Annotated in this window: 15 protein-coding genes and 2 pseudogenes; 14 read left to right on the top strand and 3 right to left on the bottom strand. The window is 39.7% G+C overall.

All coding sequences use genetic code 11. The features are described 5' to 3' along the window. Positions 1–830: 830 nt before the first annotated feature. Genes HC000_RS16345 through HC000_RS16325 form a run of 6 tightly spaced genes read left to right on the top strand, consistent with a single transcriptional unit; the run spans position 831 to position 9,535 of the window. Positions 831–1,616 (top strand): winged helix-turn-helix domain-containing protein, encoded by a 786-nt coding sequence (locus HC000_RS16345; RefSeq protein ID WP_257025598.1) that lies wholly within the window; start codon positions 831–833, stop codon positions 1,614–1,616. Next, positions 1,574–1,753 carry a hypothetical protein gene (locus HC000_RS18615; RefSeq protein WP_346010176.1) on the top strand — a complete coding sequence of 60 codons (180 nt, stop codon included), beginning with the start codon at positions 1,574–1,576 and terminating at the stop codon, positions 1,751–1,753. Before HC000_RS16345 ends, HC000_RS18615 begins: the two co-directional genes overlap by 43 nt. 60 nt (positions 1,754–1,813) lie before the next feature. After that, positions 1,814–3,391 (top strand): type I restriction-modification system subunit M, encoded by a 1,578-nt coding sequence (locus HC000_RS16340; protein ID WP_179808190.1) that lies wholly within the window; start codon positions 1,814–1,816, stop codon positions 3,389–3,391. Beyond that, positions 3,384–4,592 carry a restriction endonuclease subunit S gene (locus tag HC000_RS16335; RefSeq protein WP_179808188.1) on the top strand — a complete coding sequence of 403 codons (1,209 nt, stop codon included), beginning with the start codon at positions 3,384–3,386 and terminating at the stop codon, positions 4,590–4,592. The genes HC000_RS16340 and HC000_RS16335 overlap by 8 nt, the downstream gene beginning before the upstream one ends. A gap of 6 nt (positions 4,593–4,598) precedes the next feature. Beyond that, complete coding sequence (locus tag HC000_RS16330) at positions 4,599–6,593, top strand: RNA-binding domain-containing protein (RefSeq protein WP_179808187.1); 1,995 nt, start codon at positions 4,599–4,601, stop codon at positions 6,591–6,593. Between the two features lie 53 nt (positions 6,594–6,646). Next, entirely contained in the window at positions 6,647–9,535 is a 2,889-nt protein-coding gene (locus HC000_RS16325) for a type I restriction endonuclease subunit R (RefSeq protein ID WP_179808185.1), read from the top strand. Between the two features lie 497 nt (positions 9,536–10,032). Here HC000_RS16325 and HC000_RS16320 read toward each other — a convergent pair whose 3' ends face one another. Continuing rightward, positions 10,033–10,218, bottom strand: coding sequence for a hypothetical protein (locus HC000_RS16320; RefSeq protein ID WP_179808184.1), 186 nt, complete (start codon positions 10,216–10,218; stop codon positions 10,033–10,035). Positions 10,219–10,713: 495 nt separating this feature from the next. Between HC000_RS16320 and HC000_RS16315 the strand changes: the two are divergent. Both HC000_RS16315 and HC000_RS18610 read left to right on the top strand, forming a co-directional pair. Further along, positions 10,714–11,460: pseudogene (locus HC000_RS16315) on the top strand (IS5 family transposase). Positions 11,461–11,507: 47 nt separating this feature from the next. Continuing rightward, positions 11,508–11,726 (top strand): annotated as a pseudogene (locus HC000_RS18610) (IS30 family transposase); the annotation flags it as partial. Positions 11,727–11,915: 189 nt separating this feature from the next. Here the strand turns inward: HC000_RS18610 and tnpB (HC000_RS16310) are convergent. Both tnpB (HC000_RS16310) and HC000_RS16305 read right to left on the bottom strand, forming a co-directional pair. Then, positions 11,916–12,182, bottom strand: coding sequence for an IS66 family insertion sequence element accessory protein TnpB (gene tnpB, locus HC000_RS16310; RefSeq protein WP_179808183.1), 267 nt, complete (start codon positions 12,180–12,182; stop codon positions 11,916–11,918). A 99-nt stretch (positions 12,183–12,281) separates the two neighbouring features. Continuing rightward, complete coding sequence (locus HC000_RS16305; protein WP_179808182.1) at positions 12,282–12,545, bottom strand: IS66 family insertion sequence element accessory protein TnpB; 264 nt, start codon at positions 12,543–12,545, stop codon at positions 12,282–12,284. A gap of 226 nt (positions 12,546–12,771) precedes the next feature. Between HC000_RS16305 and HC000_RS16300 the strand changes: the two genes are divergently transcribed. The 6 genes from HC000_RS16300 to tnpB (HC000_RS16275) all read left to right on the top strand — a co-directional run bounded on the left by HC000_RS16300 (position 12,772) and on the right by tnpB (HC000_RS16275) (position 18,797). Beyond that, on the top strand, positions 12,772–14,982 hold the full coding sequence (locus HC000_RS16300) for a TonB-dependent siderophore receptor (protein ID WP_179808181.1): 2,211 nt from the start codon (positions 12,772–12,774) through the stop codon (positions 14,980–14,982). 1,159 nt (positions 14,983–16,141) lie between these two features. Further along, positions 16,142–17,137, top strand: a complete 996-nt coding sequence (locus HC000_RS16295; protein WP_121638758.1) for a tyrosine-type recombinase/integrase — start codon at positions 16,142–16,144, stop codon at positions 17,135–17,137. 8 nt (positions 17,138–17,145) lie between these two features. Continuing rightward, a complete protein-coding gene (locus HC000_RS16290) occupies positions 17,146–17,637 on the top strand; it encodes a hypothetical protein (protein WP_179808179.1) in 492 nt (163 codons plus the stop codon). Positions 17,638–17,888: 251 nt separating this feature from the next. Continuing rightward, positions 17,889–18,065 (top strand): hypothetical protein, encoded by a 177-nt coding sequence (locus HC000_RS16285; RefSeq protein ID WP_179808178.1) that lies wholly within the window; start codon positions 17,889–17,891, stop codon positions 18,063–18,065. Between the two features lie 76 nt (positions 18,066–18,141). After that, positions 18,142–18,447, top strand: coding sequence for an IS66 family insertion sequence element accessory protein TnpB (locus HC000_RS16280; RefSeq protein ID WP_179808177.1), 306 nt, complete (start codon positions 18,142–18,144; stop codon positions 18,445–18,447). Further along, a complete protein-coding gene (gene tnpB / locus HC000_RS16275; protein WP_301563133.1) occupies positions 18,444–18,797 on the top strand; it encodes an IS66 family insertion sequence element accessory protein TnpB in 354 nt (117 codons plus the stop codon). The genes HC000_RS16280 and tnpB (HC000_RS16275) overlap by 4 nt, the downstream gene beginning before the upstream one ends. Positions 18,798–18,838: the final 41 nt, after the last annotated feature.

Genomic DNA, 18,838 nt, shown 5'->3' with positions numbered 1-18,838 from the left:
TTGTTTATAATAAGTCGTAATAGCGACATTATGGTGTTGGCAGAATTCAATATTAGTACCACTAAACGTACTGCGTTTCAGCAAAAGCTGCTGCCACTGTGCGCTTGTTCTGTAAGTTTTCATCACCTGCTCCGAATTTATCATTGAGCAGGTATTTTTAGATAATCAGAACATCGATGCTAGGTGTGGTTCGCTAGACGCTTACGAATAACCCCCTGAAAACACCTAAATACAGGGAAATAAATCAAATTCCAACCTAAGTCATTGATCTATAACTAGAGGTTTACTGCATCGGTTTTCCGAAGAAATCCCAGATAAACTCTCTTTCAAGCCTAAGAGAAGCAGAGCTTAAAGCACAAAATAAACCTAAGCCATTGTTTTATAACTATAGGTTTGTTGCATCGGTTTAAAGCAGGGTATATAGGTTTGCTGCATCGGTTTGAGTGATTGACAATGGTGAACAAGGATTGATACATCAGAACATACGTCAAATGGATAAAAAACAGTCTAATATCACAACTTATTTCATAAAATACAAAAATCACCTGTGAGCAACTGAGGTAAATAGACCGAAAAACCCTATAGGTTTAGTGCATCGGTTTAAGAAAAATAGTGAAAACTCCGATATTACAATCATAAACGCACGAGGAGGCGTTTGTAACTGTGCGTTCTTAGTTCTTCTTACTACCCAACATCAACTGTGTTGATATGAGACACATGATCATTACATAATCTTTGCCCCTTAATCTTAATGTGTATATTATCTCAACTAATAAAACAAAAGGATTAGCTGTTTAGTTATTAACTAATACGGCTTGGCAGGGAATAGTATGTCGTTATCAGATTACCAATCATTCATGACTCCATTACTGCAGTGCTTAGCTAACGGTAAAACCGTCAAGCTTAAAGACATTGAAGCAAGCGTTTATCAAAACCTCGGTTTATCAGTAGAGCAGCTTAAGCTACGTATACCTAATGGTAAACAAACCTATGCCTACCATCGCTTGCAATGGGCTAAAACATACTTAGTTAAAGCAGGGTTAATTGAGCAACCTAAAAGAGCCTTTTGTACCATTACGAGCAAAGGTTTATCTGCGTTAGCAACGGGCGAATTAATCAATAACCAGTACTTAAGCCAATACCCTGAGTTTTTAGACTTTAAAACCCGCACTAAAGATACTAGTGACTCACTAGACGAAAACACCACCAGCTTAGTAAATAGCAACTCACACAAAACACCAGAAGAGCTTATAGAAGCCGCAGTGGATACACTCAATACAAACTTGAGTGACGAAAGACTACATGCAGTGCTTTCGGCCTCCCCTGCGTTTTTTGAAAACCTTGTAGTCGATTTAATGCTAGCTATGGGCTATGGCGGCTCACGTAAAGATGCAGGGCAAGCTACTCAGTATACTCAAGATGGTGGCATTGATGGCGTAATAAAAGAAGATAAACTCGGCCTCGAAATGATATATTTACAGGCTAAGCGCTACACCAATAAAACAGTGGGTAGACCAGACATAGAAGCCTTTGCGGGCGCACTTGATATGCACCGCGCTAAAAGGGCGTATTCATCACCACCAGCGGCTTTAGTAAAGATGCACTGGAATATGTAGGCTTAATAGAAAAGCGCATAGTGCTTGTAGATGGTAAACAACTTACAGAGCTAATGCTTACTCATAACTTAGGCGTTAGCACCAAACAGGTATTTGAAGTAAAAGCGCTTGATAGCGACTACATTATTGAAGATTAATAAGTACGCTCGGCGTGCTAGTAGAAACCTCTACACAACCAATTAAGAGAACACACAACAATGGTTCAACAACACCAACAAGAATTAAAAAAACAGCTTTGGAATATTGCTAACAGCTTACGTGGCAACATGTCGGCTGATGATTTTCGTGATTACATACTTGGGCTTATTTTTTATAAATACCTGTCAGATAAGCTCAATACCTATGCTGATCAGCTACTAAGTGAAGACGGTATTGTATTTGCTAAAATTGACGAAACTACAGCAGAGGGACAAGAGTACTTAGAAGCTGTAAAAGAAGAGGCACTTGATAAGCTTGGCTACTTTTTAAAACCTGCAGAGCTTTTTCATGTACTTGCTGAGCGCGGTTCTAACGATAAGTTTATACTTGATGATGTAACCAACGTGCTTAACCATATTGAGCAAAGTACTATGGGCGTAGACAGCGCTGATGACTTTAACGGTTTGTTTGATGACCTAGATCTAACCTCTAACAAGCTAGGTAAAACACCGGATGCGCGTAATAAGTTAATAGCCAAAGTATTAGAGCACCTTGGTAACATCGACTTTCACCTAGAAAGTAGCGAAATAGACATACTTGGCGATGCGTACGAATACCTTATTGGTATGTTTGCTAGTGGCGCGGGTAAAAAAGCAGGTGAGTTTTATACTCCGCAAATGGTATCTAAATTACTAGCAAAATTAGTAACTTTAAATAACCCGCACATTAAATCGGTTTACGATCCCACCTGTGGCTCTGGCTCATTGTTGTTGCGTGTTGCAAAAGAAGCTAATAACCCCGATTTAAAGTTTTACGGACAAGAGCAAAACCCAAGTACTTACAACCTAGCCCGTATGAACATGATTATGCACGACGTGCATTACACAAAGTTCGACATTCAAAACGACGACACGTTAGAAGTTCCCGCACACTTTGAGCAACGCTTTAGTGCTGTGGTAGCTAATCCGCCATTTTCGGCGGATTGGTCTGCCAACCCGCTACACATGAATAACGAGCGCTTTGCCGACTACGGCAAGCTGGCACCAAAAGGTAAAGCCGATTTTGCTTTTGTACAACACATGATCCACCAGCTTGACGACAACGGCACAATGGCGGTGGTATTACCGCACGGCGTGTTGTTTCGTGGTGCTGCCGAAGGGCATATACGCAAACATCTTATTAAAGAAAAAAACTACCTTGATATGGTAATAGGCTTACCTGCTAATATCTTTTTTGGCACGTCTATTCCTACCTGTGTATTGGTACTAAACAAACACCGTAAAGCCGACGACAACGTATTGTTTATAGATGCCAGCAATCACTTTGAAAAAGGCACTAACAACAACGTAATGCGTGAGGAAGACTTACAACGAATTTTAGATGTTGTAAGCAAACGCGAGTTCATTGATAAATATGCATTCGCAGCTACACAAACCGATTTAGCAGAGAACGATTACAACCTTAATATTCCGCGTTACGTCGACACCTTTGAAGATGAAGAACTTGTGGATTTAAATGAAATTGCAAAACAACTTATAGCAAATGATAAAGCGATGCTTGAAACGGACAAAACAATTGCAGGTTTTTGTGATGAGTTAGGAGTTAGAGCGCCTTTTGGAGTAAAAAGTAATGCTTAGTAATGCAGATAAGCCCTCGCTTAGGTTTAGCGCTTTTTTCGATTCCGACTGGAAAGAAAGTAAACTAGGTAATATCGCTGTTATTGAGCGAGGTCGCTTTTCTCCAAGACCGAGAAATGACCCTCAATTTTATGGTGGAAATACACCTTTTGCTCAAACCAATGATGTAGTCTCATCAAAAGGTTATGTTAATTCATACTCTCAAACGCTAAATGATAAAGGATTAAAAGTTAGTAAGTTGTTTCCTGAAGGAACAATACTTATGACTATTGCAGCTAATATTGGTTATTGCGGTGTTTTAAATGAACCAATGGCATGTCCTGATAGTCTAGTCGGTATTACTTGCAAAGAGGGCAACTACAACTCGTTTTTAAATTTCTACCTCAATAGGGAGCAACCTCGTATTGATTATTTAGCACCAAAAGGTGCTCAAAAAAATATAAATATCGAGTTTTTAAAGCCTTATAAAGTTAAATTACCCACAAATAAAAAAGAACAACAAAAAATAGCTGACTTTCTTACTTCTGTAGATACTAAAATCAGCCAGCTAACTGAAAAGCACCGCCTATTAAAAGACTATAAAAAAGGCGTAATGCAACAAATTTTTAGCCAACAAATCCGCTTTAAAGACGATGATGGAAGCGCTTTTCCTGATTGGGAAGAAAAAGTTATTGGCAATGTTATGACCGAAAGTAGAATTAAAGGGAGTTCTGGTGATACTGCTAAAAAGCTAACGGTTAAAATTTGGGGCAAAGGTGTAATTCCTAAAAAAGATGATAGCAAAGGCAGTGAGAATACTCAGTACTATAAAAGGAAGGCTGGTCAATTTATTTATGGAAAATTAGACTTTTTGAACTGTGCATTTGCAATAATTCCTGATGAGTTAGACGGTTATGAAAGTACGTTAGATTTACCTAGTTTAGATGTAAGCTCTTTGGTTAATAAGTTTTTTGTACTTGAAGTAGTGAAGCAGAAGCAGTTCTATAAACGGTTTGGGGAAATAGCTGATGGTAGCCGCAAGGCTAAGCGTATTAATGTTGGAGTATTTCAAGAGATGCCAATTACCTTACCTTCAAAGGCCGAGCAAAATAAAATTATGGCATTCTTAGATTCACTCGATAAAAAAATAAACGCTGTTAACGAGCAAATTGAACAAACTAAGCTATTTAAAAAAGGCTTACTACAGCAAATGTTTGTGTGAGAAATAATGACTAATAAAATTAACGACAACCAAATAGCGAACATTATTGATATTCAAACTTTGCAAGAAAGCGTAGAGGTTGAGTGTAAGCAGGCGAGTGGCCGCGATGGCCATGGTGCAGTGCCTAATGATATGTGGGAAACCTATAGCGCGTTTGCCAATACCCGTGGTGGCTTAATTTTATTGGGCATTAAAGAAAAAAAAGGCAAGTTTACCGTTGAGGGTATAACAAACCCAGCGCCGCTAATTAAGAATATTTGGGATATTGTTAATAACCCGAATAAAGTGAGTGTTAATTTACTCAGCGAAAGCGACGTGCGCGTTGAAACACTTGAAGGCAAATCGGTTATTGCGATTACTGTACCACGCGCCCCGCGTCAAAGCCGCCCTGTATTTATAAATGCGAATCCGCTCAATGGGACCTATCAGCGCCGTTACGAGGCCGATCAAAAGTGTTTGCCACCGGCAGTAAATAAAATGCTGGCAGAGCAAGAAGAAGTACGCGACAACAGAATTTTAGAGCACTTTACTCTTGATGACATAGACCCCGAAAGCCTGCGTATTTATAGGCAAATGTTTGTTGATGCCAAACCACAACACCCTTTTTTAGAATTGAGCGATCAAGAGTTTTTGCGCTCAATACGTGGCTGGCAAAAAGACCGCGCAACAGGTAAAGCGGGTTTAACTCTTGCTGGCTTAGTGATGTTTGGTAAATGGGATGCGATTCAAGATGCGTTGCCTAGTTTTGCACTCGATTATCAAGAAAAAGACGACAGTACACACCGCTGGATAGATCGTATTTATACTGATGGCTCTTGGTCGGGTAATGCTTTTGATTTTTATCGTAAGGTGTATCGTAAGCTTACGGCAGATTTAAAAGTAGGGTTTAGTTTAACCGATGACGGCCAACGACAAGATACCACTCCCGCGCATGAGGCCATTCGTGAAGCACTCGTTAATACACTGGCACATGCAGAGTTTAATACCGAAAGTAATATTTTAATTGAAAAACACCCTGACTTTATCGGCTTTAGAAACGCAGGGCTAATGCGTATACCTGTGCATGAAGCTAAGGCGGGGGGGAATAGCCAGTGCCGCAACCCAGCTATACATCAAATGTTTTTAAATATTGGTTTAAGCGAAAAAGCAGGGTCAGGTATTCCTAAAATATACAGTAACTGTAAAGCGCAAAACTGGCAGCCACCGCATATGTATGAAAAGGATGAGCTGAATCAAACCTTTTTAGAGTTGCGCATGGTTAATATTGTGTCGCCTGAGCTTGATAAGCGCCTTACAGATACCTTTGGTAGTGGCTACAAAAAGCTGAGCGAGCTTAAGCGAACTATTTTGATTACCGCCATTACTGAGTCATGGTTTAACCACGAGCGTATTTGCTCGTTGACCTCAGAGCATACAAGAGAAGTGACACTTGCGTTAAGTCAGTTAGTTAATGCAGGGTACTTAGAGTCGGCAGGCCAGCACAGAGGCAAGATATATCACTTAAAAGGGATACAAATCCCTACACCTGATAATGATGCAGGTAAGAGTATTACGTTTGTAGCCTCTCCCAAGTTAGATCAGCTTTCATTGTTTGAAGGTCCGGAGTTAAATAGCGAAGGTCCGGACCTAGATACTGAAGGTCCGGAGTTAAGCAATGAAGGTCCGGACCTAGCTTTAAATACTCCGGACCAAGACAATACAGAAGTTGAGACAGCTGCAGCTAATGAGTTATGGAGTTCACTATGGGTTATAGGTGAGCAAGTACGATCTGCCTCAAGTAGAAAGCAGAAGTCTGAGGTAGAACAAGCAATAATAGCCCTATGTAAAGAAGCACAGCCGCACTGTTTAAGGTTGGGTGATATAGCGCAGCTGCTAGGAATGAAGCCCGATACGCTGAGGCGTAACTACTTAAGTAAAATGGTTAAAGAGCAGGTATTATTTTTGGCCTATCCAACAATACCGAATCACCCTGAGCAGGGTTATAAGTTACATAAAGATTAGCAACAAGCTGTGAATGTATTGCATAAGGCTAGTACCAAGGAATTGTAGATATAATGACTTACCAAAGTGAACAACAATTAGAAGATGACTTAATTGCACAGCTTAGCAAGCAGGGCTTTACGCGCGTTATTTTAAAGGATAACGCCGCACTTGAGGTCAATCTTAAGCAGCAGCTTGAAAAAGTGAATAGCTGCACGTTAAGCGATACTGAATTTACGCAAATATTGGGTAAGCTTGGTAAAGGTAATATATTTGCAAAAGCCAAAATACTGCGCGACCAGCTTGATGTAACACTTGATAACGGCGACAGCAAGCACTTAACTTTATTATTTGATGAGCCGCAGCTAAATAGCTTTCAGGTAGCGCAACAAATTACAGTAAAGGGCACATACACTAACCGATACGATGTAACGCTATTAGTTAATGGCTTGCCGCTGATACAAATAGAGCTAAAACGCCGTGGTATTGAACTAAAAGAAGCGTTTAACCAGATTAAGCGTTATCAAAAGCATTCGTTTCATGCCAACCATGGTTTGTTTAACTATGTGCAGCTGTTTGTAATGTCGAATGGGGTTAATAGTCAGTACTTTTCTAACAACAGTGAAATGTCGGCTAAGCAAACCTTTGACTGGACTGATAATGAAAATAATAAAATAAGCCAGTTACATGACTTTGCCGAAGCATTTTTAACGCCTTCGCACTTAACGCATATGCTAACCAAGTACATAGTGCTTAATGAAACAGGTAAGTACTTAATGGTGCTTAGACCGTACCAGTTTTATGCAGTAGAAGCGATTGTAGAGCAGGTTAAAACTACAACCGATAACGGCTACATTTGGCATACTACAGGCTCGGGTAAAACGTTAACCTCGTTTAAAGCGGCGCAAATTATGACCTCGCTAAGTGAGGTTGATAAAGTAGTATTTGTGGTAGACCGTAAAGACCTAGATTACCAAACCGCGCTTGAGTTTAATGCGTTTGTAAAAGGCTCTGTAGACAGCACCGACAACACCAGCATGTTGTTCCACCAGCTGTTAGATAAGCCTATGAAAGGCAAAAAGGTTAATCAAAATCGTAATACTAAGCTGGTGGTAACTACACTACAAAAGCTTAATAACGTGGTGACTAAACAGCGCTATTTAAAAGAAATGCAAAGCCTGCAGGATAAGCGCATTGTGTTTATATTTGACGAGTGCCACCGCAGCCAATTTGGTGATACACATAAAAATATTACCGAATTTTTTAATAACGCGCAGTTGTTTGGTTTTACGGGTACGCCTATATTTGCCGACAACGCCGTTGCTAAAAACTCAGTTAAACGCACCACAAAAGATTTGTTTGGTGAGTGCTTACATCCTTATGTAATTGTGGATGCAATACGCGACGCTAACGTGCTTAAGTTTGCTATTGAGTACGTTGGGCGTTACCAATACAAAGATGGCTCTAACAACAACCTAGACATTGAAGTTGAAGACATCGACACCAAAGAGCTTTTAACCTCTCCTGCGCGCTTAGATAAAATAACCGATTACATTATTTCCCAGCATAATCGTAAAACGCATAGTCGTGAGTTTAACGCTATGTTTTGTGTTTCAAGTGTGGCTGAGCTTATTCAATACTATGAGCTATTTGCAGCGAAAAAGGCACAGGGAAAACATAACCTTAAAATTGCCACCATATTTAGCTATGAGGCTAATGAAGAGGAAGAATACGAACTAGGTAATAGTGATGACCCAAGCATTAAAGAAGCCTCTGTTAAGTATTTAAATGAAGGGCAAGCCGTCAAGCTACATAGCCGCGATAAGTTAGACTTATTCATTAACGACTACAATGCTATGTTTGGTACAAGCTACTCCACCAAAGACAGTAAGTTATTTGAAGACTACTACAAAAATATATCTAAGCGCGTTAAAGCCAAAGAGATTGATATATTGCTGGTGGTGAATATGTTTTTAACCGGCTTTGATGCCCCAAAACTCAATACGTTGTACGTTGATAAAAACCTTAAATATCATGGTTTGGTGCAGGCCTTCTCGCGCACTAATCGATTATTGGGTGAAACTAAATCGCACGGCAATATAGTGTGTTTTAGAAACCTTAAAAAAGCTGCTGACATTGCTTTTACGCTGTTTTCAAACAAGCAGCCTAAAGAATATATAGAAACCCCTTCGTATAATGAGCTACTAGTCGATTTTAACGACGCCTATGGTGCGCTAATCGCAATTACGCCTACCGTTGACTCAGTTAATGCTTTACCTGATGAAGAAGCTCAGGCGTTGTTTGTGAGGCAGTTTCGTGAGCTTATGCGCTTAAAGAACATGTTAAGCAACTTTGCTGATTTTGATATGGACTCAACCGCTATGGGCGAGCAAGAGTTTCAAGATTATACGAGTAAGTATGCCGACCTTGGCAGGCAGCTACGTGAGAACTCAAGTAAAGAAAAAGTATCGGTTTTAGATGACGTTGATTTTGAACTAGAGCTACTACACAGTGATATAGTAAATGTAACCTATATTTTGCAGTTATTGCGAGAGTTACACGGCGAAGAAAGCGGCGACGAAAAGGCCCGTAAACGTCAAGTAATAGCAAACCTTATAGCCACAGATCCAACCTTATTAAGTAAAAAAGCACTTATAGATAAGTTTATGGACGAGCACTTACAAGGCATACCTGCCAGTGCTGACGTTGATGAAGAGTTTGAGCTTTATTGGGAAAAAGAAAAGCGCCTAGAGCTTGAGAGGTTTGCCCACGAGCAAAAGTTAAACCAAGATCGCCTAGAAAAGCTAGTAACGCGTTATGAGCTAAGTGACGAAATGCCACTAAGGGATGACTTTGCTGATGTACTAGAAACCAAACCCAGCCTTTTACAACGCAGAAGAATACTGCCAGTAATAACGGATAAATTTAAACACTTTGTTGATACGTTTATCGCAGGGTTTTAAAGGAGTGAGGTGTTTTTCGTAAACCGTGAACGGTTTGTTAGGGACGTATAAGAAAATGTTGTATTTATGAATTTCGAACGTATTTGGAGTGAGTTTACGAAAGCTATATCTTAGTGTAGCAGGGCAGCGTGTATTGAAGTTACACAACAAAGTATAAAAATGAGACTGTAAAGCTGATAACTTTCTGGACTAGTTTTTTCGGCCGCTACGTGCCAGAAACGGATATTGGTATCACCTCACTTGAGGCTAAAATAGCAAGGTACGAGCACAGTCACCTGTTTTTCGTTCTTTGCAGTGACTTGTTAGTACTCATTACCAAATAAATATCCAGCTAGCTATGAGCATAGCTGAAACAGAAACTAATCCGATTTTGTTTGATGTTGCTGAAAATACAGTAAAACGTTGAGTAATATGTTCAGGTTCACCGCCTTTAACATGATAAAATACGTCAAATTTTTGGATTATAGGATTTGTACCAAGCCACATACCGAATGCAATTACCAAAAAAGTGTTGTAAAACCAAATAATCCTCCTGATTCAAGGTTACTCCTAACTAAATATAAGAAAATAAATAATGCGCCATAACCAAAAGAATAAAAGTACTTTCGTTCTTTTTCACTAATTAGCCTTAGAATATGGTTATGACGAGATCTATCTTCTTCTGAGTACCATACTTCGGTCATTTATTTACTCCATGCTTGAACCTATGACATGTGTGCTAACAATTTAATAGTGGCGCTAATCAAGCATATTTCTGCCGACTTCACGCTCATTTATCTACTTTTAACAAATTACCTAAGATATTACTATCACAAAGTTTTCTAAAACTTTAAATTAAAGTTAAACAAAAAATATGCGCGCCGCTCATTTTCATGAATATATGCGCAAAGGGCTGTTTGGCCAATCAATTAACTACAATACTCAGCCAGTCTCAATGACCATTCCTCGCTCTTTGCCGAAGTTCGGCTCAGTGCTATAAGCAGTCTCTCAAAAAGGGAAGACAAGATGCTACCAGCACTTCCTTGGCATAATAAGTTCGGCTTAAATCAGGAATATAGTGAAGTAGCAATGATCTTTTCGTCATATACTAGGGCGTGTTGATCTTTTCGGTATGAAAAACAAACAGTATGAAGATAAGGTATAATTGAATTCGCCAGAAAACTTTACACCGAACCTACATGCCAAGATTAATGTTAACAGACGGGACATGGAATGTCTTACCAAAAGTAATGTACTTAAGTGGTCGAATTTATAATAAGCCCGACCATAGAAAAACGCTCGAAGGCATACTGTATAAGATGCGCACAGGTATTCCATGGCGAGATTTACCTTCTGATTTTGGCAGTTGGAGTGCTATCTACAGACGATTTAATTTATGGTCCAAAAAAGGGATTTTGAATTGACTGTTTCGCGTATTATCTCGTGATGCAGACATGGATTGGGTCTTCATTGATGGCAGTATTGTTAGGGCTCATCAACATAGTTGTGGTGAAAGAACCGCTGACAATGAATCAATTGGAAAGAGCCGAATTCATCTTGCAGTCGATAGCGGAGGGTTGCCTGTTTATTATGAATTATCCTGTGAAAATACGCATGATATCGTCCATGCAGAGTCACTCGTAGCTAATTGCCCAACAAGTAATATTGTCATCGCACATAAAGGCTACGACAGTGAAAAACTGAGAGCGTTTGTTCGTGATAATAACGCTACACCCGCTATTCCACGTAAGGGCAACAGTTTAGTAGGCAATGAAGATATTGACTGGTGCATGTACAAATATCGGCACTTGGTTGAGAATACATTTGGCCGTATTAAGCAATAATATAGAGGGATAGCCACACGGTATGAAAAGCTTGAACGAAATTATCATTCAATGCTCGCTTTAGCATTTACTATGATGTGGCTACCAATGTGGGCTGATTAATATATGTACTACAAAGATCAACAGACCCTAAAAATACGAATACAGATGTTTACTTTTGTGGCCCGAGTAGTCCGTGGCAAAGGGGAACAAATGAAAATACAAATCGCCTATTAAGGTAGTACTTCCGCAAAAAGACAAGTCTACATGGCTTTGACCAAAGTTATTTAGATAAAGTCGCTAATAAACTAAATAATCGACCAAGAAGGATATTAAACTATTTAACTCCTAATGATATGATTAAAAACCATGTTGCACTGAGCACTTGATATCACCACCACCTCTTTTAATATTTTGATGCGCTCAGACTGGCTTTGAATAAGCTGTTCTTGCTCTGCTAACTGAGCACGAAGCAATTCAATTTCAGTCAGATTTTCAGAAGAGGAAGTCACAATGCAAATAGTCTTTAAGGCCTTGTTTTAACTGTGCTTATTGTATCAAAGCAGGTGGTTTTTTTGCTAAAAAACCAACTCAAATTGCAATTTTTTATGAGGTTTCATCAGGTTAATATCATAGCCATCGAGTAACCAATTAAGTTGTTGCCCCGTTAAGTTCACCAGCTCATCAGGACGCTTGGGCCACTTAAATTTATCCTCAGCTAACGCTTTGTAATACAGTACAAAGCCATTATTTTCCCAGAATACGCATTTGATTTTGTTACGCTGTTTATTGGTGAACGCATACAGCTCACCACTAAACGGGTTGTGGCCAAATTCTTGCTTCAATCAAAGTGCTTAAGCCGCGATGAGACTTGCGAATATCAATCGGCTCACAATATAAATACACGCGCGGTAAATGGGCAGCAGGTCGCATTGTTGGTTGCATCAGCGCAGGTACTCCAACAATTGCGCCGCAACCGCAGCGTTCATGGCATCGATGCCACCCAGTACAATGCCGTTAGGTAAGGTGATACAAAGCGATGATGCGCTCTCAGACGTTGTTGCCAACTGAGCCACAGCAAATTCTGTTACCAGCAATGCAAAAATGATCCACTTCCAATAACTAAATTGATTTTTGTCGAGCTCGTGAGCACGGCAATAGTGTGCTTGCGAGTCGCCGGTTTGTTGCCAATGTTGAGTATGTGACATATTGAAACTTCGATAAGTAATGACTGACGTCATTATCAAGGCTCAGATTAAATTTGGAATAACGCGGAGTAATGAGCGCTTACTAATGTTTAATTATAGTCATCAATATAATAGCCGTTTATCTACCAGAGCACTTTATTCAGTATTTTTGGTTGACTCAGGGTTAAATGCTAAAGATAATGCGAATTGTTATCATTGCTTTAATTTTTAAGGGAAATATAGACAAATGAGCTTTAACGAAAAACACTATCTGCAGAACACTACATCGAAATACGCATCAACTCCCTGTTTTAATAAATACCAAAATCGATACACTTTAGCTTTAGCTGTCACAGCCGCTCTTTATGGACAAGCGCTTGCAGCGCAAGAAACTAAAGATATACATAAAGACAACCAAGGTATGGAAATTATCGAGGTGAAAAACTCACCTTTTTCAAGTCAAAACCCTACTAGAATACCACTGTCAGCCAAAGAGCTACCACAGTCTGTTACGAGTATTTCGCGCGAACTGATGGATTTAAGCGGCATTACTGACATAAACGATATAATGCTAAATGTACCGGGCGTGAATGTCACAAAATATGACAGTCAACGTCCACTTTACTTTGCTCGAGGCTTTCAAATTACCGACTTCCAAGTAGATGGCATTCCAACTTATAGTGGCTCAACCAATCAAGAATACGACACCTCACTCTATCAACAAGTCGAGGTGATCCGTGGTGCCAATGGCCTATTAAGTGGTGTTGGTTCACCTTCGGCCACGGTTAATATGATACGAAAACGCCCAAAGCAAGAGTTCGACGCGTCTATATCTGCAGGCATTGGCTCATGGGATCGACGCCGTGGTGTTGCTGATATTTCTTTACCCCTAACCGCAGATGGCAGCGTTAGAAGTCGCCTAGTCGTTGCTTATCAAGATTCTGATAGTTATCTTGAGCGTTATCAAGAAGACAAGTTAGCTATGATGGGCATTATTGAAGCCGACATAACCCAAAACACAACAGTATCGCTGGGTTATCAAAACCAAGATAATAATCCTGTTGGCAGTACATGGGGTACCATCCCAATTTTTGCCAGTGATGGTAACGAAGCAAACTTACCCGTTACTACCAGCTATGCGCCTAAGTGGACAAAATGGCAGCGAGAATCATCGACTGTATTTGCTGATATAAACCACCACTTCAATGACTATTGGCAACTACGTGCTGCACTAAACCACACCGAGGGTGAGGTTGAAAGTTTACGTGTTTATGCTTCTGGTCTTCCTGATCGAGACACTGGCGAAGGGGTATTCTTGCGAGGTGCAGTAGGCTCCACTGAGGACACTCGTGACAGCCTAGATTTATACCTGACAGGCAGTTATAACCTATTTGAGCGCGAACATGAACTTATGTTCGGTCTCAACATTAGTCAACATGAATCAACAAGTTTAGGTTACTCTTCGCTATCTGACTGGTCTTATAATATACCAAATGCATGGGATTATAATGGTGAGGCTCCGAAACCCAGCTATGAAACCACAGGGGCATACAGAACAAGCAAAACTGATCAATATGGTTTTTATGCAGCAACACGCTTTCGGGTAACCGACACTTTATCTTTCGTCGGTGGCGCACGGGTTACTTCTTGGGAAACAGGCACCGACAATTATGATACAGACTCTGCATATACCAATACGACTGGTGACTATAAAGTAAGTAACGAAATTACGCCTTATGTAGGTATTGTTTATGATCTGACACCAGCAACCAGCCTTTATACAAGCTACACAGATATTTTTACACCACAAAACTACAAGGATAAAAATAATAACTTGCTTGCACCCGTACTCGGTAGCAACTTAGAAGTAGGTATTAAGAGTGAATTTTATGATGGTCAACTTATGGCAACCTTTGCCATATTTAATACCAAACAAGATAATTACGGTGTACGAGATCTAACCCAACCAGATTATTCATTGCCAGACGGAAGTTCTGCTTATAAAGGTGTTGATGGCACTGAAAGTAAAGGGGTTGAAATTAGTTTAAGTGGCCGTATCAGCAATGAATGGCTGATAAATGCTGGATACACCTATGTTGACACTACTCGAAATGAAAACGACCGCATTTGGACTAACTTGCCAGAACACTCAGTTCAGCTCTCAACGCATTATCAATTCACGGGTACACTAGAAAATTTAAATATTGGTGGTGGCGTTAATTGGCAAAGTGAAATCACTGGGTATGGTGTAAATCACCCGCTAGAAAGTGAAGGAGTAACTTACCAACAAGGTGCTTACATGTTGGTTAATTTATACGCTAACTGGCGCTTTAATAGCTCATGGAATGCAACACTAAGTGCAACAAATATAACTGACGAAAAATATTGGGCTAATATTGATTTTGCCAACTACGGTGAGCCTCAAAATATCGACTTTACAATTAAATGGACGTATTAACTCAATAAACCATATAAATACCACGCGATTTTATAATCGCGTGGTATCAAATAACTAGGGGTTGTTGATCTTTGTAATACATATATCAATCAGCTCACATTGGTAGCCACATTATAGTAAATGCTAAAGCGAGAGGTGGGTGATGATGATTTTACCGACCTAATGCCGTGGAATGTGCAGCTAGACTTCGATTATAACGGAGCGCACTGCTTAAATGCGCGCTACATACCTATCGACTTCACCCCCATTTTGGGCGTTTTTTAGCGCGTCGAGCGCTGAGTATTCACTTTTACATCAATATTTTACTGGTTGAATAACAATAAAATCGCAGGCTTGAGAGCGCCAAACCGACTCACTGGTTGTTATTTTTACGTGTAAATCAGCCTTAAATGAAGTGAAAAAGTGCCTTACCATATAATAATAAAGTGTATTTTTTCACATTTTCATCTCAGACTTTTAGCTGCTAAGACTCTATAAAATAGCCATATTGAGACACGGTGAATCCTTTTTTATGGGCATTAATTGATACATCGGCATATTAAAAAGTGAATTTTTACACTTTTTTATCTCAGACTTTTGATGTGCTAGCGTGTCGTAAATGGCCATATTGAGACACTTTTCACTCGCATTATTCATGATTAAAACTGTCTCAAATGTTAAAATCTCTACTCGAGCGTTTTATTGAGCATTTATGGTCATCTGAAATACAACCAGCAATGTATTATGTTATGGATAGCGGTTTTACCTACAATTCTTACAATGGCTAATGATGGCTCATATTCGAGAGCTATGGTTTCAATGGAAGATATGGAAAGTTTTGTGGAGCATTTAAATTACCAATTCGATCAAGCGGCTAATATGGATTGGTAAATTCGCCTTTCCTGATGAACTTAAAAGCCTACTCTTTACTATGTTTATGCGAATTCAGCTTTACCTCTACTTATTAAAATGACCCTTTTAGAAAGTAGAGCCTGTGATATAATAAATATCGAGTCAACACCATCAGAATTTAAAATTAGAAGACGTAATTTAGGTGGTGATACTGAGCAAAATAAACACAGATAATATGTCCGTGCTTCATTATGTAGGATTGTTCCAAACATACAAACTTAAACTAAGTATGGAGCAAAAGCACAAAGTTACTTTGAGGCATCAAAAAATGCACGAACAAAACAAAGATGAAAATACCGAAGTCACATTTCTCCCTGCAGAGCGTACTTTTGAAGTATTAAGTGCGGAGGCTGCTGGCACTGGTGTAAATGGTATTGAAAAAAATCCTGCTGTTTCATACTTAATGGGCTTAAGGGCTGAAAGTAGCCGGCTAGCCATGAGGTCGTTTTTAAACAACATAGCTAAAATGATGGGCTATCATGATTTAAGAACCTGTCCTTGGGGTATGCTTGAGCGGCACCATGTACAGGCAGTTTTGACCATGCTCACTGATGCGGGAAAAGCACCGGCCACTATAAATAATTACTTGGCGGCAATAAAAGGTGTAGCCGTAGAGGCATGGACACTTAAGCTTATTAGCACCGATACTTACCAACATATCAAGTTAGTTAAGTCGGTTAGAGGGTCAAGAATACCTAAAGGTAGAGCCCTGGCCCCTGCTGAAGTTAAGAAATTATTTTTCACATGTGAAAGTGATAAGTCTGCTATTGGGGTTAGAGATAACGCTATTTTATCTGTTTTAGTCGGGTGCGGATTACGAAGAGCTGAAGTTGTATCCCTTGATTTTTCTCATTATAACCGGCATAACCGCTCGCTAAAAGTGCTAGGTAAAGGTAATAAAGAGCGCATGGCCTACTTGCCAGATGGCGCATTTCAAAGGCTTGAAAGCTGGATTGAGGAAGTGAGAAGTGATATTCCAGGGCCACTATTTAGTCGTGTTCGTAGATACGATGATGTTACCTCAGAGCGCATGACTAGCCAGGCAATTTACCATATTTTAAACAGTAGATCTGTCGAGGCCGGTATAGAAAAGTGTGCCCCGCATGACCTAAGAAGGACATTCGCTTCGTCAATGCTAGAGAACGGCGAAGATCTAATTACAGTTAAAGATGCAATGGGCCATGCAAGCTTAGCAACAACGCAAAAATATGACTTTAGGGGTGATGAACGCCTAAGAGCAGCGAGTAAACGCTTAGATATTTAGGGGGAAGAATGTCACAACAGAACAATTTTGGTGAAGCACTTACATTTTATGCAGATAGGCACCCAGAACCATTAAAGCGCACAGCTATGAACGTTCAGTACACATCTAGTCGGCTTGGCTTGCAGACGTTAAGTATTGAAATGACTACTATTAACTCCCCTGGTGAATCACCAGACTGGGCAAGTAAAACGATAATTCAGTTGACTAAAAGCGAGTTAACCGGGTTGTGCGGCGTGTTATTTGGCTTGAAAAGCGAAGTAAAAGCTTCATTTCATGGCGAGAATAAAAACAAAGGGATGGCAGTTTATAATAATGGTGCACAGGGGGCTGCTGTCACTATTTCAGTCGCTGGCCGACACTTGCACCACTTCTTGTCACCCGATGACAGACTTGAATTAGGTGTTTTTACTTTACGCAGATTGTCGGACGCGTGGAAAGTTACACCTTCGGATACCTTAGCAATATTACGTCAAAATGAGTTGATAAGAAGAACACAGTGAACAGAACACAGTGAACAGAACACAGTGAATAAGTGTGATTACCAAGGGATTTTGTCGGTCTAATTTTTTTAGGTTTTGATCAAATCTGACAGTCGCAAATGCCACCAAGGCCGTCATTCAGAGTCTAGGGGAATTTATAGTTTTATATCTGTTACCTTGCTAACTATTTATACTTCAAGCAAACTGGTACCAACATAGATATTTATAATCTTGAGTGATGTGATACTTCATCATTGAAAGGAATCAGTTAAATGGTAGCAGATAATACAATCAAATTTCTCTCTTCAGATGTACCCAAAAAAAATACTACAGGTTATCGTGATTGTCTTGATATTGATTTAAACAATGAAGATGAAAATGATGAATTAAAGTTTTTTTTCCGTTTTGTTAATAAAATTCTAGATATTGATAACTTAGTTATATTGTAAGCGCGTAATTAGCCCCACATACCAATGTTAATGGCACCTATGCATAATTTACTCAGCATATTAACCTGAGGTAATTATGAATAAACAGCAAAAAATAAAACACTGGCAAGGCATTTTTGAGCAGCAAAAATCGAGTGGTTTAGCCACCATTCAATTTTGTCGTGATAACAACATTAACGCATCGACTTTCTATGTTTGGCGTAAACGCCTTTCTGACGAAACGGTAAGGGTTAAAAAGCAACAGGTGATCCCGTTTGTTATTCATGAGCAAGCCTTTACGCAACCTTCAATCATTAAACTCACCACACCAAACGGCTATCAAATAGACTTCGAGTCGACATTAGCTAACCAAACGCTAGCCAAATTATTGAGCGTACTGTGACACCTTGCACACACCAAGTTTACTTGGTCACGGGGTTCACCGACATGCGCAAATCAATCAATGGCCTAAGTATTATTGTCAGCGATACCCTATCTCTCGATCCTTTAAGCCAAGCGTGGTTCGTTTTTTGTAATAAACAACGCGATAAATTAAAGATTTTATTTTGGGATACCAACGGTTTTTGGCTCTATTATCGTCGTTTAGAACAAGGACGATTTCAGTGGCCAAAACAGACTAATGAACACACGGCTATGGGCATCGAGCAACGCCAATTACAGTGGTTGCTATCAGGGTTACCGGTCAGTAATCAAACACGGCACCCGACTTTATCGGGGTTATCGGTGATGTAAATTAATCAGATCGTTTTTTTTACTTGAACGATCTTTCCCAT

The organism is Pseudoalteromonas sp. MIP2626 (assembly GCF_013414205.1).
Classification (GTDB): domain Bacteria; phylum Pseudomonadota; class Gammaproteobacteria; order Enterobacterales; family Alteromonadaceae; genus Pseudoalteromonas; species Pseudoalteromonas nigrifaciens.
The sequence above is the reverse complement of the archived record's forward strand: the minus strand, read 5'-3'. Positions and strand labels throughout refer to the sequence as shown.